This is a genomic window from Dactylosporangium sp. NPDC051541 (assembly GCF_044454505.1).
Lineage (GTDB): Bacteria > Actinomycetota > Actinomycetes > Mycobacteriales > Micromonosporaceae > Dactylosporangium.
The window spans coordinates 190,116-208,964 of the sequence record NZ_JBITDU010000010.1 but is presented as its reverse complement, the minus strand read 5'-3'; the positions used below and the strand labels follow the sequence as shown (position 1 = coordinate 208,964).

Annotated in this window: 19 protein-coding genes; 5 read left to right on the top strand and 14 right to left on the bottom strand. The window is 74.5% G+C overall.

What is annotated here, in order from left to right:
- Nucleotides 1-5: 5 nt before the first annotated feature.
- Together ACIA8L_RS37415 and ACIA8L_RS37410 are read right to left on the bottom strand one after the other, a co-directional pair.
- Nucleotides 6-932, bottom strand: a complete 927-nt coding sequence (locus tag ACIA8L_RS37415; RefSeq protein WP_395912069.1) for a 3-oxoacyl-[acyl-carrier-protein] synthase III C-terminal domain-containing protein — start codon at nucleotides 930-932, stop codon at nucleotides 6-8.
- Nucleotides 929-2,203, bottom strand: a complete 1,275-nt coding sequence (locus tag ACIA8L_RS37410; RefSeq protein ID WP_395912067.1) for a condensation domain-containing protein — start codon at nucleotides 2,201-2,203, stop codon at nucleotides 929-931. The genes ACIA8L_RS37415 and ACIA8L_RS37410 overlap by 4 nt, the downstream gene beginning before the upstream one ends.
- Before the next feature lie 194 nt (nucleotides 2,204-2,397).
- On the opposite strand from ACIA8L_RS37410, the gene ACIA8L_RS37405 reads away from it, so the two are divergent.
- A complete protein-coding gene (locus ACIA8L_RS37405) occupies nucleotides 2,398-4,023 on the top strand; it encodes a class I adenylate-forming enzyme family protein (RefSeq protein ID WP_395912065.1) in 1,626 nt (541 codons plus the stop codon).
- A gap of 283 nt (nucleotides 4,024-4,306) precedes the next feature.
- Nucleotides 4,307-5,407, top strand: coding sequence for an LPXTG cell wall anchor domain-containing protein (locus ACIA8L_RS37400; RefSeq protein WP_395912063.1), 1,101 nt, complete (start codon nucleotides 4,307-4,309; stop codon nucleotides 5,405-5,407).
- 116 nt (nucleotides 5,408-5,523) lie between these two features.
- On the opposite strand, the gene ACIA8L_RS37395 is transcribed toward ACIA8L_RS37400, so the two are convergent.
- From ACIA8L_RS37395 to ACIA8L_RS37375, 5 genes are all read right to left on the bottom strand, one after another.
- Nucleotides 5,524-7,920 (bottom strand): FtsX-like permease family protein, encoded by a 2,397-nt coding sequence (locus tag ACIA8L_RS37395; RefSeq protein WP_395912062.1) that lies wholly within the window; start codon nucleotides 7,918-7,920, stop codon nucleotides 5,524-5,526.
- A 103-nt stretch (nucleotides 7,921-8,023) separates the two neighbouring features.
- Nucleotides 8,024-8,749 carry an ABC transporter ATP-binding protein gene (locus tag ACIA8L_RS37390; protein WP_395912060.1) on the bottom strand — a complete coding sequence of 242 codons (726 nt, stop codon included), beginning with the start codon at nucleotides 8,747-8,749 and terminating at the stop codon, nucleotides 8,024-8,026.
- Complete coding sequence (locus tag ACIA8L_RS37385; RefSeq protein WP_395912058.1) at nucleotides 8,746-9,327, bottom strand: PadR family transcriptional regulator; 582 nt, start codon at nucleotides 9,325-9,327, stop codon at nucleotides 8,746-8,748. Before ACIA8L_RS37385 ends, ACIA8L_RS37390 begins: the two co-directional genes overlap by 4 nt.
- A gap of 82 nt (nucleotides 9,328-9,409) precedes the next feature.
- Nucleotides 9,410-9,838 carry a LuxR C-terminal-related transcriptional regulator gene (locus ACIA8L_RS37380; RefSeq protein ID WP_395912056.1) on the bottom strand — a complete coding sequence of 143 codons (429 nt, stop codon included), beginning with the start codon at nucleotides 9,836-9,838 and terminating at the stop codon, nucleotides 9,410-9,412.
- A 14-nt stretch (nucleotides 9,839-9,852) separates the two neighbouring features.
- Entirely contained in the window at nucleotides 9,853-10,749 is an 897-nt protein-coding gene (locus tag ACIA8L_RS37375) for a hypothetical protein (protein WP_395912054.1), read from the bottom strand.
- Nucleotides 10,750-10,799: 50 nt separating this feature from the next.
- Here ACIA8L_RS37375 and ACIA8L_RS37370 point away from each other — a divergent pair, with 50 nt between their 5' ends.
- Nucleotides 10,800-11,015, top strand: coding sequence for a hypothetical protein (locus ACIA8L_RS37370; RefSeq protein WP_395912052.1), 216 nt, complete (start codon nucleotides 10,800-10,802; stop codon nucleotides 11,013-11,015).
- Here ACIA8L_RS37370 and ACIA8L_RS37365 read toward each other — a convergent pair.
- From ACIA8L_RS37365 to ACIA8L_RS37355, 3 genes are read right to left on the bottom strand one after another with little or no spacing between them, the layout of a single operon-like run.
- Nucleotides 11,004-11,312, bottom strand: a complete 309-nt coding sequence (locus ACIA8L_RS37365) for a hypothetical protein (RefSeq protein WP_395912050.1) — start codon at nucleotides 11,310-11,312, stop codon at nucleotides 11,004-11,006. The two genes, ACIA8L_RS37370 and ACIA8L_RS37365, sit on opposite strands and share 12 nt — an antisense overlap.
- 14 nt (nucleotides 11,313-11,326) lie before the next feature.
- Complete coding sequence (locus ACIA8L_RS37360) at nucleotides 11,327-11,983, bottom strand: DJ-1/PfpI family protein (RefSeq protein WP_395912048.1); 657 nt, start codon at nucleotides 11,981-11,983, stop codon at nucleotides 11,327-11,329.
- Nucleotides 11,984-12,038: 55 nt separating this feature from the next.
- Nucleotides 12,039-12,455 (bottom strand): MarR family winged helix-turn-helix transcriptional regulator, encoded by a 417-nt coding sequence (locus ACIA8L_RS37355; protein WP_395912046.1) that lies wholly within the window; start codon nucleotides 12,453-12,455, stop codon nucleotides 12,039-12,041.
- A 64-nt stretch (nucleotides 12,456-12,519) separates the two neighbouring features.
- On the opposite strand from ACIA8L_RS37355, the gene ACIA8L_RS37350 reads away from it, so the two are divergent.
- Both ACIA8L_RS37350 and ACIA8L_RS37345 read left to right on the top strand, forming a co-directional pair.
- A complete protein-coding gene (locus ACIA8L_RS37350; RefSeq protein ID WP_395912045.1) occupies nucleotides 12,520-12,882 on the top strand; it encodes a hypothetical protein in 363 nt (120 codons plus the stop codon).
- Nucleotides 12,879-14,414: a multicopper oxidase family protein gene (locus tag ACIA8L_RS37345; RefSeq protein ID WP_395912043.1), complete on the top strand. Its 1,536-nt coding sequence runs from the start codon at nucleotides 12,879-12,881 to the stop codon at nucleotides 14,412-14,414. The genes ACIA8L_RS37350 and ACIA8L_RS37345 overlap by 4 nt, the downstream gene beginning before the upstream one ends.
- Nucleotides 14,415-14,464: 50 nt before the next feature.
- Here the strand turns inward: ACIA8L_RS37345 and ACIA8L_RS37340 are convergent, their stop codons facing one another.
- The 4 genes from ACIA8L_RS37340 to ACIA8L_RS37325 all read right to left on the bottom strand — a co-directional run bounded on the left by ACIA8L_RS37340 (nucleotide 14,465) and on the right by ACIA8L_RS37325 (nucleotide 18,826).
- On the bottom strand, nucleotides 14,465-15,928 hold the full coding sequence (locus tag ACIA8L_RS37340) for a flippase-like domain-containing protein (RefSeq protein ID WP_395912042.1): 1,464 nt from the start codon (nucleotides 15,926-15,928) through the stop codon (nucleotides 14,465-14,467).
- An 88-nt stretch (nucleotides 15,929-16,016) separates the two neighbouring features.
- Nucleotides 16,017-17,633 carry a M48 family metalloprotease gene (locus ACIA8L_RS37335; RefSeq protein ID WP_395912040.1) on the bottom strand — a complete coding sequence of 539 codons (1,617 nt, stop codon included), beginning with the start codon at nucleotides 17,631-17,633 and terminating at the stop codon, nucleotides 16,017-16,019.
- 160 nt (nucleotides 17,634-17,793) lie between these two features.
- Complete coding sequence (locus tag ACIA8L_RS37330) at nucleotides 17,794-18,168, bottom strand: BlaI/MecI/CopY family transcriptional regulator (protein ID WP_395912039.1); 375 nt, start codon at nucleotides 18,166-18,168, stop codon at nucleotides 17,794-17,796.
- Nucleotides 18,169-18,214: 46 nt separating this feature from the next.
- On the bottom strand, nucleotides 18,215-18,826 hold the full coding sequence (locus ACIA8L_RS37325; RefSeq protein ID WP_395912038.1) for a DedA family protein: 612 nt from the start codon (nucleotides 18,824-18,826) through the stop codon (nucleotides 18,215-18,217).
- Nucleotides 18,827-18,849 lie beyond the last annotated feature (23 nt).

Here is an 18,849-nt window from a genome sequence, read left to right as displayed (position 1 = left end):
GGCCCCTAATGCTCGATGACCAGCGCGGAGAACGTCGCGCCGAGCCCGGCCCCGGCGGCGGCGACGAGATATCGCTCCCCCGCCCGTAACCGGCCCCGCTCGCGCGCGGTCTCATAGTTGAGGAACATGTCGGCGCAGAACATGTGCCCGGCTTTGAGGACATTGTCCAGAAGCACTTGCTCCGGGGGTACTGCCAGAGCCTTGCACACCCGCCGCCAGGACCCGAGATTCACGTTGTGCGGCAGGATCACACTGAGCTCGTCGAGTGTGACGCCCGCATCCTCGAGCGCGGCCCGGATGGCGGCCGCCATGCTCGGCGTGTAGCCACGCTGGAACAGCGGCGCCACCTCGTCCGGCTCGCCGTCGAAGTCGCCGCGCTCCAGGCTGGCGTAGGCGAGCACCCGGTCGCGCGGACCGTCCCGGCTGACCAGGCACGCGGCCGAGCCCTCGGAGAAGATGGAGGTGCCGTCCAGCATCCGCGAGTCGCGGGTGAACGCCTTCTCCCCGGCGACGACGAGCGCGAGGGCGGCCGGCTCCGCACAGTCCGCGAGGAGCCGGCCCGCGAGGTCGATCGCGAGCAGGCCGGTCGCGCACGACTGCTGGGTCACGGTGAACGCCTCCGCATGGCCCAGCCCCCGCAATGCGCACAGCTCGTGCAGCGGGTTGACCGGATACGGCGTCACCACCGGAAAGGCGCGGGCGTGCAGCACGAACCGGACCCGGTGTTCGTTGCCGCGCAGTGCTTCGAGTCGGTCGACGGCCGCGAGGAGCAGGTCCCGCAGGGACTCGTCGGCCCGGCGGACCTCGGTCAGCTTGTGGAACCGCTCGAACATCGCGACCTGGATCGACGACAGGCCCAGCTCGCCGGCCAGCGCGGCAACGGGGACCCGGCGCCGCGGCACGTAGGTGGCGACCGCCTCGATCGCGGTCATCGCCGCACCGCCGCTTCGACGGCGATGGCCTCCATCTCCCGCAGCACCGCCTCGAGGTCGTCCGGCGCGAGGTAGTGGGTGTCGGTCCACGCGGTGAGCTCGACGACGTCGGCGGCGTCCTCGGCGTTGACGAACAGCGGCTCTCTGGGGTGGTCGGTCCTGCTCTGCCAGGTGAAGGTGCTCGTGCCCAGCGCCGCCTTGACGTCGGCCGCGCCGGGCGTGGCGCCGGTCGTGCGGTCGATCCGCCGGTCGTTGAACAGGCAGCCGAGGTCGAGCGCCTCGCCGCGTTCCGCCTCGATCCGGGCGATCAGGCCGGCCCGGGCCCGCGGGTCGTAGTACGCGTGCTTGTAGACGCTCATGCTCCGGCGGCGGCTGCCTTTTACGAGATCGTCGATCGACGCTGTATTGACGTCCAGTACCCAGAGGCCGGCCTGGTTGACCGGGGCGAACACGTCGGCCAGGTGCGAGTGGAACCGGTTGCCGACCACCAGCTGCAGCACGACCGGGTCGGCGCCGGTCACCCGGTTGAGGGCGAGCGCGAACACCGCGAGGAGCGGCGCGGTCGCCGCGCCCGCGCCCGGCGCGATCGCCTGCAGCGCCAGGTACAGCGCTCGCGACCGGAACTCCGCCTGCCACCAGCGCGGGGTGCGCGGATCGGTCGGCGGCGCGAACCGGCGGGCCGGGATCGCCCGGAGCTGCTTCTCCCAGTACGCCATCGAGGCCGCGCTCAACCGGCGGGCCTCCGCGCCGCGCTCCCACTCCGCGAGCCGCAGGGGCTGCGGGCCCTCGCCCCGCACCTGCCGGGCCAGGGCGTCGAGCACCAGATGGCAGTACACGCTCACCAGCAGGACGGGCGTGCTGTGGCGCAGCACGACGGCCGGGCGGACCGGCCAGTCCTCGGCGTGGTCGTGGGGCGTGGCCGAGTAGCGCCGGCTGATCTCGGCGGCGAGCGCGGCCGGGTCACCGTCGCCGGCCTCGAAGACCTCCAGGCCGATCGCACCGGCCGCGGCCACGACCTGGCGCGGCTCGCCGTCCGGCCCGAACTCCAGCCTGGTGCGCATTGCGTCAAATCGCAGTATTCGGGACCGCAGCATTTCCACGACGTCGTCGAGCGTGGTGAAAGATTCAAGCGGCTCGGTGAAGAAGATCGGCAGCCAGGACCGCTGGCTGACCATCGCGTTCCAGATTTCGCGCTGGCCCCACGTCAGCTCCCCGGCGCCCGAGGTCGAGGCGTGGAACGGCACGACGATCCGGCGTAACGCGCTCTCCAAGGCCGGTCTCCTCGCTGGATGTCGATGCCGCGAAGCCGCCGCTGGCCGACTGCGTGTGTGCCGACGAGGCCTGTGTCGCCTGCGCAGTATGACCGCCGAGTGCGGGACAGTTCAATATTTACATTCGCGGAAGGCCGGTGGTATCAAGTAGCCGCGCCCTGCCCCGAAGTCCGCCGCGAATGAGGGAGATGACCGTGGGCTTACCCAGCCTTCGCACCAAACTGGTCGCCGATACCGACCTCGGCGCCGGCAATGTCCTGGCGAAGCTGCGGGAGCACGGCGTCTCGCCCGATGAACCGACGATCACCTTCGACGTCGAGGTCGACGGCCACCCGGCCTGGACCGCCCTGACCCTGGGCGAGCTGGAGAGCCGGGTCGCGGCCCGGGCGGCCTGGCTGGAGGGGCACGGCATCGGCCGGCGCGACCCGGTCGCCGTCTACGTCACCTCGGCCGCCGACGTGTTCCTCAACTACCTCGCGCTCACCTGGCTGGGCGCGATCCCGGCACTGATGAACGGCAACATGCCCGGCGACGTCGCGGCCGGCTACATCCAGCGGCTGGGCGCGGCCGCGGTGATCACCGCGGCCGCGCACCGGGACTTCGTCGGCAGCGCGGACACCGTCTTCGCGGCCGCCGACACCGGCACCGGCGATCCGGCCCGCGCACCCGCGCATTTCCACCACCATGCGGACGATCCGATCGCCATCACACATTCTTCGGGTACCACGCGCGTGCCGGCGCCCGTCGTGCACTCCCACAGCAGCCTCTTCGCCGCCGTCCGCGCGATCCGCCTGGCGGAGCCGCGCTCGCACGAGCCGGTGCGGCACATGTCGGCCCTGCCCGCCGCCCACGCGGCCGGGATCATCACCCTCAACCAGGCCCTGTGCAACCGCTACGAGCTGCTGTGCCTGTCGGCGCAGGGCGGGCCGTTCGGCCACAACGGCGCGGCCGTCGTCGACGCGATCGAACGCTGGCGCCCGACCGGCGTGTTCGGGTTCGCGGTGACCTGGGCCGAGATCGCCGCCCTCGACCTCAGTGCGCGGGACCTGGCCTCGGTGCGGGTGTGGTTCAACACCGGCGACTGCGCGCACGAGACCCACGTGCGCCGCCTCATCGCCGCCGGCAGCCACCCGACGTGGACCCGGCAGGGCCTGGTCACCGTCCCCGGGTCGCGCTTCACCGACGGCATCGGCTCGACCGAGATGGGCCACTCGGCGTTCCACGTGACCCACCGCGAGGGCACCGACCACTACGACCGCTGCGTCGGCAAGCCGTACCCGTTCGCCGACGTCGTCCTGCTGGACCTCGACACCGGCGAGCCGGTCGCGGACGGCGAGGTCGGCCACGTCGGCCTGAAGTCCCCGACCCTCGCCCCCGGCTACTGGAACGACCACGTCAACACCTACCGCAACCGGCTCGGCGGCTACTACCTGACCGGCGACCTGATGTACCGCACCGAGGCCGGCTGCTACCACCACGTCGACCGCGCCGTCGACGCCGTCGAGCTGGGCGAGGGCCAGTGGCTCTACACCGCCCTGGCCGAGGAGCGCATCCTGGCCCGCTGCCCGGACGTGCGCGACTGCACGGTCGTGGCCCGCCGCGAGGGCACCGAGGTCGACACCGACGTCCTGCTGATCCTCGCCTCCGGCGCCGACCCGGCGGCCGACCGCACCGAGCGGATCCGCGCCGCGATCGGCGGCCCGGCCGGCGCCACCGTCCGCCGCGCCGTCGTGGTGAGCGAGGACGACATCGTCCTCGGCCCGACGGGCAAGGTCCGCAAGTTCCTCATGCGCCAGCGCCACCTCGCCGCGACCCGCTGACCGGCCGTTTCCCGCGGGCGGTGCCGGCGCCGGCTGTTCACCCGCCGGCGCCGCCTCCGCGCGACCCGCTGAGCGGCCCGTTGCCGCCGGCCGAGGTCGTCCTTGTCGGGTGATCGGGCAGATCGCCGCTCCGGCCGGTCCGGCAACCCTCCGAGTCCTTGTGAGCAACCGAACCGCTCCCGCACAGTGACTCCACCGAGCTGATCACTCTTCGAAGTTGCTCGGTGACCCACAGTTCGCTGTTCGGAGGTACGTCATGCACAAATGGGTGTTGCGTGGTCTCGTGACCGCGGGGTTCGCCGGTGGGGTGTGGTTGCTGAGCGCGGGGGCCGCACAGGCCTCCGACGCGCCCGGCGGCCTGGGGCTCACCATTCCGGGCGTCGCGTCGATCACCGTGGGCGGCTCGGGCGCGTCGGTCAACGTGGGCGGCGGGCTGGCGACCGTCGACCTGGGCACGACCAACGGCGTCCAGGCCGGCGTCACTGTCGGGTCCGGAGCCACCGGAACCACCGGCACGGGCGGCACAGGCGGCACGGGCGGCGCCTCGGGCGGTGGCGGCGTGCAGGTCGGCGTCACCGTCGGCGGTGCTCCCGCGTCCGGCGGCGGCTCCAACGGCGGCGGTGGCTCCAACGGCGGCTCTGGTGGCGGCGGGGTGCAGGCCGGGGTCACCGTCGGCACCATCGCGAACGTCGACGCGAACCTGGACAACTCGGGCATCCAGGCGACCATCGACCTCGGCGGCACCGCACCCGCGACCGCTCCGATCAGCGTGGTCGTCGACGCCGGCACCACCGGCACGACGGCCGGCGTCACCGTTGACGACATGGTCGACGTCGACCTGACCATCGACCTCACCGACCCGTCCCTCGACCTCGCGGCCGACCTGGGCGACGACGTGTCCGCCGACGCGACGCTCGACCTCGCCGACGGCATCGCCGCCGACGCGACCCTCGAGGTGGGCGGCATCGCCTCCGTCGACCTGGACGCCGGCCTCGGCACCACGGACCCGGGCCTGTCGCTCGACGTGGCCCTCCTGCCGCTTGCCACCTCCGAAAGCACGGGCTCCGGCACCGACCCGGCCACGGGCCCCGGTACCACACCGGGCAACGGCAACGGCGAGGGAACGGTCACCAACCCCGGCCCGGGCACTGGAGCCGGCGATGGAACCGGAGCCGGGGCCGGGACCGGCGCGGGCACTGGGACCGGTGTCGCAACTGGAGCCGGCACCGTCACCGTCGTCGACCTCACAACGGCCGCCGCCGGTGGCTCCACGGGCGCGGGCGCCCTGCCGGTCACGGGGGTGCAGACGACCGGCATCGCCCTCGTCGGCCTGATCATGATCGGCCTGGGGCTGCTGCTGCTCCGTCGCCGCCGCCAGTACTGAGCGGCCCGGCTGCCATCGCGCCGCACAGGAGACCGCCGGTGGGGCCCGTGCACGGTCGCGGGCCCCACCGGCGGCGCGGCACTGTCGCGGGCCGGGCGCGCCGCCCCGGTGGCCGGTCACTCCAGGGGCGGCCGGGCGATCGCGCGGGCCTCGCGGCCGGTGAGGAGCCAGCCGCCCAGGTATGCGACGACCGGGAGGCCGGCCAGGATCGCGGCCAGGTTGAGCAGCGGCGGGTGGTACAGCCAGTGCGGCTCGCGGTGGAACCAGGCCAGCATCGCCAGGTACGCGCCGGCCGTGCCGATCACCGCGCCCGTCAGTGCCAGCGAGCCCGCCGTCGCCGCCGTGAGTGCGCGGCGGGTGCGGCGGCGGGCGCCGGCGGCGGCCAGGGTGCGCAGGTCGCGGGCCGTCTCGCTGCGGATGAGGCCGACGGTCATGGCCAGGACGCCCAGGGCGACGGTGATGCCGGCCGCCGTGAACTGCGAGGCCAGCCGGGCCTCGCCGGTGCCGGTCGGGCGGGACTCGATGCTCACGCCGGCGGCGAGGGCGGCCTGTTCGGCCCGGGTGACCTGGGCCGGGGTCAGGGCGGCCGGGGCGTCCAGCAGCCAGCCGACCGGGCGCGGGGTCAGGTTTCGCGCGGCCAGGCCGTGTTCGGTGATGAGGACGGTGGGCAGGGAGGTGTAGGCGGGCAGGACCACCCGCTGCAGGACCGGCCGCCAGCCGCTGTTGCGGCCGGGGATCAGGTCGTAGCCGTCGACGCTCGGCAGCGAGGTCAGCAGGTCGGTGCCGGGGTTGATGCTCGCCGGGTCGATGCCGTAGTGGGCCAGGAGCTCCGGGGTCGCGACGAACACGCCGAGCATGTCAGTGTCGCTGTACACCACGTTGCCCGGTTCGCCGGGGCCGGGGTCGTGCGGCTTGCCCAGGGCGGCCACCGGGCGGCCGCCATCGCGATCAATGGGCCATGTGGGGTCGTAGGCGCCGGTCAGCGGTACCAGTGCCGCGTCCGGCACGTCGGCGGCGATGCCGGTGACCTGCCGCTGCAGCGCGTCCAGCGGCGCCGGCGCAACGACCGAGACGGTGCCGGTCATGCCGCCCGGGGACAGCCAGACCATGACCTGGTCGGCCGGCAGATTGCCGCCGGTGGGGGCGGCGGCCTTGGCGGCGGTGACGGCGGCGGCCAGGGTGACGACGGCGGCGATGCCGACGGCCAGCGCGATCGCGGCCAGGGCGGCGCCGGAGCGGGACCGGTAGCGGGCCAGGTCGCGCAGGGCCAGCCGGGGCGCGAGCGGGGCGTGGCGGGCCAGGCGGCCGAGGGTGGCGATGCCGGCCGGGGCGAGCAGCAGCAGCGCGACGGCCGTGGTGAGCACGCCGCCGATGATGTACGGCGCCTTCGCCTGCTGCGCCAGGTACAGCAGCAGGAGTCCGGCGACCAGCAGTACCGCGCCCAGGGCGGCGAACCGGTGCGCGGGGCGGGGCGGGGCCGGGCGCGCCGACAGGGCCGCGACCACCGGGATGCGCGCGACCGCCCGGGCCGGCCACCACGCGGCGGCGACGGCGGTGACGATCGCCAGCACGACGGCGACGAGCACGGTCCCCCACGGTACCGAGAGCCGGTCGATCCGATGCCCCAGCGGCGACTCCAGCAGCGGGCTGAGCCCGATCCAGCCGACGGCCCCGGCGGCCGCCCCGGCGAGCGCACCGGCCGCGCCGACGACCGCGCCGTTGGCGAGCAGGACGAGGCGGATGTGCCGGTGCCCGGCCCCGATCGCGGCGAGCATCCCCAGCGCCCGCAGCCGCCGCTGGGCCATCACCGTGAAGCCGGCGACGGCGAGCAGGCCGACGAAGACCAGACCGACGGTGCCGAGGACCAGGACCAGAATCTTCGCGGTGCCGGTCTCGCCGTCCGAGCGGACCTGGGTCGTGGCGCCGTCCGGGCGCGGTCTGCCGCGGTACTGCTCGTCAGAGACCCGCAGCAGCACGTCGACCCGGCTCAGCGCGGCCGCCTGCCCGGGCGCGACGAGGACGAACACGTCACGCAGGTCCATCGGGTTCTCGACCACGCCGACCACGGTCCGGGCCCGCCCGTCGCGATCCCAGGCGCCACCGACGCGCAGTCCGAGCGCGGTCGCGACCCGCTCGGTGACGGCGATCTCGGCGGGACCCTGCGGCCAGCGGCCCTCCCGCAGGTGCAGCATCGAGCGGCCGTACGGTCCGGCCGGGTCCTGGGCGCGCACGTCGATCCCGTTGGCCGAGCCCGGCAGCGCGACCTTCCGGCCGTGCTCGACGACGTCGACGGGGCCGAACGAGCCGCGCAGCGTCGCCACGCCGGCGTCGGCGCCGCCCGGGTCGAGCGTCACGAGGTGATCGGCGGTGCCGAAGACGCCGGCCTGGGACGGCGCGTTGGCGGCGATCGCCAGGCCGACCGTCGTGGCGGCCACCGCGAGCCCGAGCATGGCCAGCACGAGCAGCTGCTGGCGCCACTCCCGGCGGAACAGCCGCCACGCCCATCGCGCCACCGCCCGCCGCGCCGCCGGCGAGCTCCTGCCTCGCCGCGGGCCGCTCACGCCTTGCCGCGTGCCGCTCACGCCGTCGCCCCCGCTCCGCCGCGCGCCGTGGCGCTCACGCGTTCACCTCGCCGGTCAGCAGCGACTCCGGGCCGGGGCGCGGGCCGGTCCGGTCGACCAGGCGGCCGTCGCGGATGAAGACGACCCGGTCCGCCCACGACGCCAGCTGCGCGTCATGGGTGACCATCACCGCGGCCAGCCCCCGTTTGCAGGCCGTGAGCATCATCCGCATGACCGCCTCGCCGTTGGCGGAGTCGAGGGCTCCGGTCGGCTCGTCGGCCAGCAGCAGCCGCCGCTCCCCCACCACCGCCCGGGCGATCGCGACCCGCTGCCGCTCGCCGCCGGAGAGCTGGTCCGGGAAGCGGCCCGCGCGATCGGCCAGGCCGAGCTCGTCCAGGGCCCGCAGGCCGGCCGCCCGCGCCTTGGCGGCCTTGAGCCCGTCGAGCTCCAGGGGCAGGGCCACGTTCTCGGCCGCGGTGAGGCCGGGCAGGAGGTTGAAGTCCTGGAAGACGTAGCCGATGGCGCGCCGCCGTAGCCCGGCCCGCTCGTCGCGGGACAGTGCCGACAGCGGCTGCCCGGCGATCAGCACCTCGCCGGCGGTCGGCTCCTCGAGGGTGCCGGCGATGGTCAGCAGCGTGCTCTTGCCGGACCCGCTCGGCCCCATGACGGCGACCAGCTTGCCGGCCTCGACGCTCAGGTCGACATCGCGCAGGGCGTGGACCTCGTCGGCGCCGTCCAGATAGGACTTCGACACCTGCCGCAGCTCGAGGACCCCGGTCATCGCCGCACCCCCGCCCGGCGGCGCAGCTGCGGCCCGGCCGCCCGGGCCGGTGGCGCCGGTTCGAGCGCGGCCCGCTTGAGCCGGCCGTCGGCGGTGTCGAGCCAGCGCACGACGGAGTCGAGGCGGAACAGCTCGGCGTCGACGACCAGGGCGAGCCCGAGGTCGAGGTCGCCCTCCTCCTCCTTGAGGTGCGTCCATTGCTGCATCAGCTCCAGGAGGTACCGCCGATGCTCCTGAATGATCCCGTGGACGTCCACACCGGGCAGCCGTACCGCGATGAGAATCTTGATGACGAGCTCGTCGCGCGGGGGCGAGGCCAGGTCCGGCGGCGTCCGCAGCCACACGGCCAGCGCCTCGGCCCCGTCCGCGGTGATCTGGAAGCCTTTCTGCGGCCCGGGCTCACCCTCGTCGTCGGACTCGACCAGGCCGTCGCGCTCGAGCCGCTGCAGGGTCGTGTACACCTGCCCGACGTTGAGCGGCCACACCTCACCGGTGCGCGCCTCGAACTCCTCACGCAGTTGCAGCCCGTACTTGGGCCCCTCGTTGAGCAGCGCCAGCAGCGCATACCGGATCGACATGCCGAGTATCATACCCAGTATACAGTCGCTTCGACAAGGCCGGCGATGCCGAGCCGGTTGACGGGAGCTGCGCTACGGGCCGTCAAGGCCGCCCCAGGCCGGCCCGGCGGGCGTGGAGCATCGCCTCGGCCCGCCCGGTCAGGTGCAGCTTGGCGAAGATGCTGGAGACGTGGTTGCGCACCGTCTTCGGGCTCAGATGCAGCCGCACCGCGATCGCCGCGTTGGTGCACCCGTCGGCGAGCAGCTGCAGGATCTCCCGCTCGCGCGGCGTCAGGTCGGCGAGGCCGTCGCGCGGGCGCGCCGCCGCGAAGTGGTCGATGATCCGGTGCCTGGCCGCGGCCGTGCGCGAGCAGGCGGCCCGACTCGGCGGGCCGGTCGCCATCACCGTCGACGCCGGCCACGGCGCGGCGGCCCGCCCGCGGTGTGCCGGGCCGGGGTGGGGCTGCGCTCGATCCGGGACCGGTGGCGGCGCCGACGTGCGCACCGCGGCCGGGGGCGGGACCGTGGTCACCGCCCGGCTGCCGATCAGCTGAGGGGCCGGTGGTACAGCATGGGGCCGCCCTCGCCGTCGGCCGCCCCGGCGTGGAACAGGTAGGCGGTGACCACCAGCGTCGGCCGCGGACCTTCGAGCAGGGTGACCGCCGGGTTGGCGATCGCGGCGCTCCCGCCGTGCGTGCGGATGGGCAACGGCCAGGCTGTCTGCGCCGCGACGTCGTACAGGTAGGTCCGCCAGGTGTGCCAGCCGCCGGGCTCGGTCTGCCCCTCGATGAGCAGGTACTCCCGCCCTTTCCAGGTGAACGCGTCACGCCCGCCGATGTTGCCGCGCACGCCCCAGTGCTCCAGGGCGGCGTCGATCCGCGGCTCCCGCCGGGTGGACCAGTCCGCGAACCCGGTCAGCACCCCGCGCGCCTGCCGGTCGACCCGCCCACGCCGCCAGTAGTGGAACCCGATGTCGATGCGCGAGCGGTCCGGGGTGGCGGCGTAGATGTTCGGGGTGCCTTCCGCGTGCTTGCGCCGCGGGACGAGCGTGTGCGGCGCGTCGAACCGCCGGGCCGCGGCGCCGGCGAGCAGGTCGTCCCGGCCGGCGTAGTCGAGGACCCGCACCCACGGCGGCGTGCCCGCCCCGCCCGCCTCGAGGGCGACGAGGAACCCGCCGTCGGGCATGGCCACGATGTGCGGCTGGGACGCGAGCTCGTCCAGCCGCGCCCGCCACGCCCAGCGGGCCAGGTCCGGGGAGGTCGCCACGTGCACGTCGAACCGCCCCCGGCCGACGCCGCAGTGGTAGACGGCCAGGTAGCCGCCGGCCGGGTCGGCGATGACCTTCAGGGTGTCCATCGCCCGCCCCTGGTCGTCACGCAGGTCGTAGGCGACGGTGGCGCCTGTCACATCACAAAGCGCTTCGACGAGGTCCGGCTCCGGCATCGCGCCATTGTCTCAAGGTCGCCACAGGTTCGCCTCCGTAGCGTGTCGGCATGACCTCCGTGCTGACGTGCGCCGCCGTCGCCGCGGCGGTGCTGCTGCTCGCCCGCGTCCGCAACTGCCGCCCCGCACCACCCCCGGCCCGCCCGTCCCACGCCCGCCCGTCCCACGCCCGCCCGTCCCACGCCCGTCCGACTGGTCGCCGCCGGCTCCGGCCGCGGGTCCGGCGCCGGCGGACCAGGCCGCCGGCCCGCGGGTCACGCCGCTGAGCGCCGGGTGCCGCTGACCGCGGTGCCGGGCAGGCGGCCGGCGCGGGAGTGCCCGGTGAGCGTCTCGCCGTCCACGACCACGTCGAACTCGAGGTTGAGGCGCATCGGCCGGGTGACGGACTGCCGCCAGGTCACCCGCGGCCCGTCGGACCGGATGTCGGTGAGCTCGACGGTCTCGGACTTCGTCGCCGCGGTGCCCGTGAGCCCGCCGCCGGTGTCCGTGAACGCGTATACGGCCTGGATCGTGCCGATCGGGGTCTTCATCCGGACGTCCCAGGTGCCGAGGATCGATGCCATCGCGGGTCCGCCGTTCAGACCGTGACGGGCGTGCGGCCGGTGTTGCGCCAGACGATGCCGCGCCGCTCATACTCGAAGAGCGTCTCGACCGCGTGCGCGACCCGCGGCCCGAACTCGCGCTCCACGATGTGCAGACCGAGGTCCAGCCCGGAGGTGACGCCGCCGGCGCTGATGAGGTCGCCGTCGTCGACGACCCGGGCCCGGACGACGTCGACGCCGGTCGCCTCCAGCACGTCCAGGCCCACGTGGTGGGTCACGGCCGGCCGGCCCTCGAGCAGCCCGGCCATGGCCAGGGCCAGTGACCCGCCGCAGACGGTGGCGACCGTCACCTCGGGGTGCTCGAGGGCGGCCCGCAGCAGCGGCACCGCCGCCGACTGGGCGAACCGGGCCAGCAGCACGGGGATCGTCTCCACGCCGTCGTCGGGGTCACCGGCGATCGGGCCGCTGGCACCCGGTACCACCACATAGCCTGGGCGGTCAGGCCGCAGCGCCGCGGTCGCCCGCAGCGTCAGTCCGCGCGTGCCGCTGACCACCTCCCGGGGCCCCTCGGCCGCCACGAGCTCGACGTCGAGCCCGCCTCCGGCCGCGTCCCCGCCGGCCGCGAGGACCTCGAACGGCGCGACGACATCGAGCGGGTCGAACCCGTCGAACAACACGATCTGCACCAACATGCCCTTGATCCTCGGCCGCGCCGGCGCCCCCGAACAGTGGCCGGAATGCCAGGCCTCAACGGGTTTCGGCCGCCAGGAAGCGGCGGAGGTGGTGGCGGAGGCCTTCGCGCTCGTCCGCGGTCATGTGCGCCAGGAGCTCGTCGTTGACCCTGGCCGCCACCCGCTCGGCCGCGGCGAAGCGTTCCCGGCCGGCGTCGGTGAGCTCCACGACGTTGACCCGGCGGTCGCCCGCGGCCGCGCGCCGCACGACCAGCCCGCGGGCCGCCAGCTCGTCGATGGTCCTGGTCATCGTCGACTTGTCGCTGCCGGTCCGCCCGGACAGCTCCCGCTGGTTGGCCGGGCCGCCGCGGTGCAGGTTGAGCAGCACGCCGAAGTGGCGGCCCTCGATGTCGAGCGGGGCCAGCCCGGCCGCGAACGCGTCCGCCGCCCGCCGGCCGGCCAGCCGCAGCAGCGGCCCGAGGTTGTACTCCATGCCGGCCATCCTAGTCGCAGGTGATACCTTCTCACATGAGAACATCTCAACGGGGAGGAACACTATGCGCTGGCCGTTCCGGATCGCCATGAGCACCACGGCGGTGATGCTCTTCGACCAGGCCGTCTTCGCCGGGCAGTTCCTCGCCGGGACGTTCGGGGCGCTGCACACGCACCGCGCCAACGCGACCTACAGCGGGATCGCGGTCCTGGTCGCGGCCGCGGCCGCCGTGCCGCTGCGGTGGCCGGGGCGGGGGCCGCTGTGGCCGGTGCTCGCGTGCCTCGGGCTGTTCGGGCTCATCGCGCTGCAGATCGTCCTCGGGTTTCAGCGGCTCCTCACCGTGCACGTCCCGCTCGGGGTGGCGATCATCGGCCTCGCCGCCGGGCTGGCCGTCTGGTCGTGGCGGCCGGACCGGGTCGCCGCGTGAGACGGCGGGAGCTGCTGGGGCTGCTCGCGGCCGCGGCCGGCGTCGGGGTGCCCCTCGCCGGAGGCTGGCGGGGTTCGACGTCCACCGGGCTGCTGCTGCCGAGCCGCCGCCCGCGGCCGGTGCCGTTCCGGGTGCCGCTGCCGGTGCCGGCGGTGCTGCGGCCGGTCCGCCACGATGACGAGGGCGAGCACTACGAGATCGTGCAGCGGGTCGCCCGGGTGGAGATCCTGCCCGGGGTGTCGACGGAGATCTGGGGGTACGGCGGAAGCTTCCCCGGGCCGACGATCCTCTCCCGCTCCGGCCGCCCCGCGGTGGTCGTGCACCGCAACGAACTGCCGGTGCCGACCGTCGCGCACCTGCACGGCGGGCGGACACCGGCCGAGTCCGACGGCTACCCCACCGACCTGCTGCTGCCGGCCGGCTCCAGCGACCACGCCGCCCACATGCCGGCGATGTTCGACGCGCGGGCCGTCATCAAGACCGGTTCGCGGGGGTACCGCTACCCGCTCCGACAGCCCGCCGGCACACTCTGGTATCACGACCACCGCATGGACTTCACCGGCCCCGGCGTGTGGCGCGGCCTCGCCGGCTTCCACCTCGTCAGCGACACCGCCGAGGACAACCTTCCCCTCCCCCGCGGCCCGCGCGACCTGCCGCTGATGCTCATGGACCGCTCGTTCGGCCCCGACGGCGAACTGCTGTATCCCAGCGCCGACCCGGCCCTGGTCACCCCCGGCGTCACCGGCGGGTTCGGTGCGGGCGTGCTCGGCGACGTGATCCTCGTCAACGGCGCGCCGTGGCCGGTCGCCGACGTCGACGCCGCCCGCTACCGGCTGCGGCTGCTCAACGCGTCCAACGCCCGCCGCTTCCGGCTGGCCCTCGACCCGCCCCGGGGCGGCTTCACCCAGATCGGCGCGGACGGCGGCCTCCTGGACCGGCCCGTGCACCACGACGCGGTGGAACTGGCCCCGGCGCAGCGGCTCGACGTTGTCGTGGACTTCAGCGGATACCGGATCGGGCAGGAAGTCACGATCCTCAACACCTTCGGCACCGGCGGCACCGAGAACGTCCTGCGGTTCCGGGTCGTGCGCGCGGCCCCGGACGACACCGCGATCCCAGCGACACTGCCCGGCGAGCCCGGTCCGGCCACCGACGCCCGCACGCCGGTGCGGACGATGGAGTTCCGCCACGCCGAGGTCGGCGGCATGCCCGGCTGGGCCGTCAACGGCCGGCCGTTCGCACCCGACGCCGTCCACGCGCGGGTGCGCCGCGGCGGGGTCGAGGTGTGGCGCCTGGCCGGCGACTTCCACCACCCGATCCACCTGCACGGCGCCACGTTCCAGGTCCTGACCCGCGGCAACGGCGGCCCGGGCCCCTACGACGCCGGCTGGCGCGACACCCTCGACCTGCGCCCGGCCGAGCAGGCGACGATCGCGGTCCGCTTCGGCGACGACCCCGGCCGGTACGTCTTCCACTGCCACAACCTCGAACACGAGGACATGTCCATGATGGGCAACATCGTCATCGAGTGACCGCTCCCCTCACCGGCGCGGCGCCGTTCACCCGACCGGCGCGGCTCCCTTCACCCGACCGGCGCCGCCGCCTGAGCGCGGAGCCCTTCCGCCGCACTGACCCGGAGCGGTGACCCCGCCGTGCCCGACTTGAGCGGTGTCGGCGCCGTGCTGGGCTGGAGCGGTGCCGATGCCAGGCTCGGCTGGAGCGGTGTGCCCGCCGTGCGGGGCTTGAGCGGTGCCGGCGCCGTGCTCGGCTGGAGCGGAACGTTCTCGGTGGCGGGGGCCGGGGCCGGGGTGTTCGCTTTGGTGGCGCGCCAGGACAGCAGGCCGACGGGGAGGTCGATCCAGCACGAGAGGATGCGGTACAGCAGCACTGCGGCCGCGGCCGGGGCGGCGGGGGCGCCCGCGGTGGTCAGGGCGACGAGGAGGCTCGCCTCGATCACGCCGATGCCGCCGGGGGTCGCGGGGATCTGGCGGAGCAGCTGGGCGATGAGGTAGCCGGTCGCGATGGTCGTGGCCGGCACGTCGAGCCCGGCGGCGCGGACGGCACAGATGAGGCAGGCGAGGTCGGCCAGCCAGTTGAGGACCGCTATCGACAGTACCGCCAGCCAGCGGCCCGCCGACACGGTGAACGCCAAGGACAGCGTGTGCCGGAGGATGGCCTTGACCTTCGCGACCCGACCGGCGTCGGCGGCGAGCTCGGGCTCGGCCACGCTCCGGCGATGCTCCTGCCGCGGCGCGTCGACCCCGTTCGCCGGCGCACTCGAAAACCTGCCCACGCCTCGGTCCGCGTCGATGGCCGTCGCCGACGCGCGCGAAGGCCCGACCACGCCTCGGTCCACGTCGATGGCCGTCGCCGGCGCGCGCGAAGGCCCAGCCCCGCCTCGGTCCGCGTCGATCGCCGTCGCCGGCGCGCGCAAAGGCCCAGCCACGCCTCGGTCCACGTCGATGGCCGTCGCCGGCGCGCGCGAAGGCCCGACCACGCCTCGGTTGGCGTCGGTGGTCGCGCCCGCGCGCCGTACCGCCCGGGCATGCACCACGCCGAGGACACCGGCGACGGACACGGCGCCGATGATGCCGAGGGCGGCGGCCGAGGGGCGGGCGAGGACGAGGACGTTGCCGGCGTAGAGCAGCGCCAGCCCGACGAGCGACGCCGCGCCGGACAGGAGCATCACCGCGGCCGCGACCGCGCGGGTGGCACCGTTGGCGCGGAAGCGGCTGAACGCGTAGCCGGCCGAGACCGCGGACCCTGCCGGCAGCGCGGCCGCCATCGCCGAGCGGGTGTAGGTGAGGCCGAGGGAGGCCCCGGCCCCCATCCGCGAGCCGAACGCGGCCAGGAGCTGCCGCTGCTGCTCCGAGAACGCGACCATGGCCACGATCGACAGTGCGGCCGCCGCGGCCAGCCACCCGGTCCCGGCCGTACGCAGCGTCGCCCAGGTGGCCCCCGGCGACGGCAGGTGCCCACGCAGTTCCAGCCCGCCCACGACCACGCCGACGACGAGGAGTCCGGTCCGCCAGTACCTCAGCTTCACGGACTCAATCTTCGGCAGCCACAGTAAGAACGAGCCCGCCCCCCGCATAAGAATTACGTGAGAGAACGCCGCCCGCCGACGCCCCCGCTCAGCCCGCCGGCAGCCAGGCCTGCAACAGCGCCACGAACTCGAGGACCGCCAGCCCGGCCACCGTGACCGAGAGCACACCCACCCCGGCAGCCCCCGACACCGTGAAGTCCCGCGCCCGCCCCCGATCCGGCCGGACCAACGCCTCGACCCGCCGCACAGTACTGGACCCGCCAAACCCGAGCACGTCCGGCGAACCCGGCACACCCTCCGGCCCGCCATGCACACCGCCCGCCCCACGCCCGCCCTCCGAGCCGCACGCGACATCCGAGGCGGGCAAGCCATCGGAGCCGCGCGCGAGATCGGAACCGCGCGCGAAGTCGGAGCTGGACGCGCACTCGGAGCCGTGGGCGGCGAGCGCGACCTTCGCGATGCTGTGCGCGACATCCGGCCCATGCGCTACATCCGAGCCACGCGCGAGATCGGAGCTGGACGCGCACTCGGAGCCGTGGGCGGCGAGCGCGACCTTCGCGATGCTGTGCGCGACATCCGGCCCACGCGCTACATGCGAGCCGCGCGCGAACTCGGAGCTGGACGCGAACTCCGAGCCGTGGGCGGCGAGCGCGACCTTCGCGATGGTGTGCGCGACGAGCCGCCGGTCGGCGACGGTGCGGGCGGCGTCCTCGTCGGCGCTGCGTTCGACCAGCAGGCAGACGGCGGACTCGACCGGGCGCAGCAGCGGGTTGATGGCCGTCGCGACCGCGGCGACGGCGGTCGTGCGGTGATGGTTGTAGCGCAGATGGGCCCGCTCGTGCGCGAGGACGGCGGCCCGCTCCCGGGCGTCGAGCAGCCGCAGCAGACCGCTCGTCACGAGCACATGTCCCCGACGACCGCGTCCGGGTGGCACCGCGACCGCGCGCGGGCTGTCCCAGTCGGCGACCACCAGCCCGTCATCACCCCACCCCGCATCGCCCCGCCTCATGCCGCGCAACCCGCCCTCGCCCGGCCCGACACTGTGCTCCCCGACATCGCCCGGCCACGCGCCGTGCCGCACGTCCTCAGCCGGTCCCGCGTTGTGCGGCGCATCCTCGGCCGGCCCCGTGTTGTGCAAAGCATCCTCGGCCCGCCCCGCGACGTGCAAAGCATCCTCAGCCGGCCCCGCGACGTGCAAAGCATCCCCGGCCGGCCCCGCGACGTGCAAAGCATCCCCGGCCGGCCCCGCGACGTGCAAAGCATCCCCGGCCGGCCCCGCGACGTACAAAGCATCCCCGCCCCGCCCTGCTATGTGCGACGCGTCCTCGGTCCGCCCGGTGCCGTGCAGCGTGCGGGTGACGGTGCGGCGGCGGTGGAGGCCGGTCGCGAGGCGGGCGCCGATCCAGAGCAGCAGCAGGGCCGCAGTGATGGCCAGGGGGTCGGGGACGGGTTCGGGCAGGTGGCGGCCGTCGGCGGTGGAGAGGTGCGCGTACCGCTCGACGGCCGGCAGGTCATCCACCAGCGTGGCCGCGACGAGCAGGAGGCACACCAAACCGGAGACCCCCGTGGCGAGTGAACCCGCGGCGAGGGCCCGGGCCGCCCGCTCGGGCCGTCCGACGCGCGCGGCCAACCGAGCCAACGGCCACAGCAGCGCCGGCAGCAGCAGCATCAGCATCGCGGCCGGAGCGTGCACGAGCCACGTCATCCGGCGTCCAGACCGGACGAACAAGCCAACGCCAAACCGGGCGAAGAAGCCAACGCCAAACCGGGCGACGAGGCCAACGCCAAACCGGGCAAAGGCGCCGACACCAGACCCGGCGACGAGGCCAACGACGGAGCCGGCGCTGGAGCGGGCACGAGCCAGGTCATCCGGCGTCCGGGTCTTGGAGCAGTGCGCGCAGGAGGGCGGCGTCGGCGGGCTCCAGGTCGGCCGTGAACTGGCGCAGGACGGCGGAGCGGTCGCCGGGGCCGTCGAGGGCGGCGCGCATCCGGCGGGCGGCCGCGGTGGCCTGGTCCTCGGCCGGGAAGTATTCGTAGCCGCGGCCGCCGCCGAGGCTGGCGCGCCGCCGCACCCGGCCCTTCTCGAGGAGCCGGGTCAGGATCGTCAGGACGGTGTTGTAGGCCCGGTCGCCGCCGAGGCGCTGCTGGACCTGGGCCGGGCTCAGCGGGCCGTCGGCGGCCCACAGCGCGGCCATGACGTCCGACTCGAGGGAGCCCCAGGCGCGGCGGTCGGTACTCACCGGGCAACAGTACCGAGCGGGCGGCCGGACGCGGAACGACCGGCCACTATCGGGACCGGGCGCGGGTGCGGGCGCGGAGCAGTTCGACGGCGATGGGGACGACGGAGAGCACGACGATGCCGATGAGGATGAGCTCGATGTTGTCGCGGACGAACGCGATCCGGCCGAGGAAGTAGCCGAGGGTCGTGACGCCGCAGGACCAGATGACGCCGCCGATGATGTTGTAGAGGACGAAGGTGCGGTAGTGCATGTGGCTCGCGCCCGCGACGATCGGGGTGAAGGTGCGCACGATCGGCACGAAGCGGGCCAGGACGATGGAGCGGGCGCCGTAGCGGTCGAAGAACTCCTGGGCCTTCGTCAGGTTGGACTGTTTGAACAGCCGGGCGTCGGGGCGGCGGAACAGCGACGGGCCGACGCGGCGGCCGAAGAGGTAGCCGACCTGGTCCCCGGCGATGGCGGCGATCGAGATGAGCAGGCAGACGAGCCACAGCGGCTGGTGCAGGTAGGTGCCGGAGGCGACCAGCAGGCCGGTGGTGAACAGCAGCGAGTCGCCGGGCAGGAAGAACCCGATCAGCAGGCCGGACTCGGCGAACACGATCGCGAGAATGCCGATCAGGCCGAACGTCGAGATGAGGTACTGCGGATCCAGGAAATGCATGGCGCGGGCGACCTCTTACATAT

What these genes read in the sequence shown, in the direction of transcription:
- ACIA8L_RS37350 (WP_395912045.1), top strand. Translation starts at nt 12,520, where the DNA reads ATGCGCTGGCCGTTCCGGATCGCCATGAGCACCACGGCGGTGATGCTC.
- ACIA8L_RS37370 (WP_395912052.1), top strand. Translation starts at nt 10,800, where the DNA reads ATGACCTCCGTGCTGACGTGCGCCGCCGTCGCCGCGGCGGTGCTGCTG.
- ACIA8L_RS37365 (WP_395912050.1), bottom strand. Translation starts at nt 11,312, where the DNA reads ATGGCATCGATCCTCGGCACCTGGGACGTCCGGATGAAGACCCCGATC.
- ACIA8L_RS37390 (WP_395912060.1), bottom strand. Translation starts at nt 8,749, where the DNA reads ATGACCGGGGTCCTCGAGCTGCGGCAGGTGTCGAAGTCCTATCTGGAC.
- ACIA8L_RS37355 (WP_395912046.1), bottom strand. Translation starts at nt 12,455, where the DNA reads ATGGAGTACAACCTCGGGCCGCTGCTGCGGCTGGCCGGCCGGCGGGCG.
- ACIA8L_RS37325 (WP_395912038.1), bottom strand. Translation starts at nt 18,826, where the DNA reads ATGCATTTCCTGGATCCGCAGTACCTCATCTCGACGTTCGGCCTGATC.
- ACIA8L_RS37375 (WP_395912054.1), bottom strand. Translation starts at nt 10,749, where the DNA reads ATGCCGGAGCCGGACCTCGTCGAAGCGCTTTGTGATGTGACAGGCGCC.
- ACIA8L_RS37335 (WP_395912040.1), bottom strand. Translation starts at nt 17,633, where the DNA reads ATGACGTGGCTCGTGCACGCTCCGGCCGCGATGCTGATGCTGCTGCTG.
- ACIA8L_RS37360 (WP_395912048.1), bottom strand. Translation starts at nt 11,983, where the DNA reads ATGTTGGTGCAGATCGTGTTGTTCGACGGGTTCGACCCGCTCGATGTC.
- ACIA8L_RS37415 (WP_395912069.1), bottom strand. Translation starts at nt 932, where the DNA reads ATGACCGCGATCGAGGCGGTCGCCACCTACGTGCCGCGGCGCCGGGTC.
- ACIA8L_RS37385 (WP_395912058.1), bottom strand. Translation starts at nt 9,327, where the DNA reads ATGTCGATCCGGTATGCGCTGCTGGCGCTGCTCAACGAGGGGCCCAAG.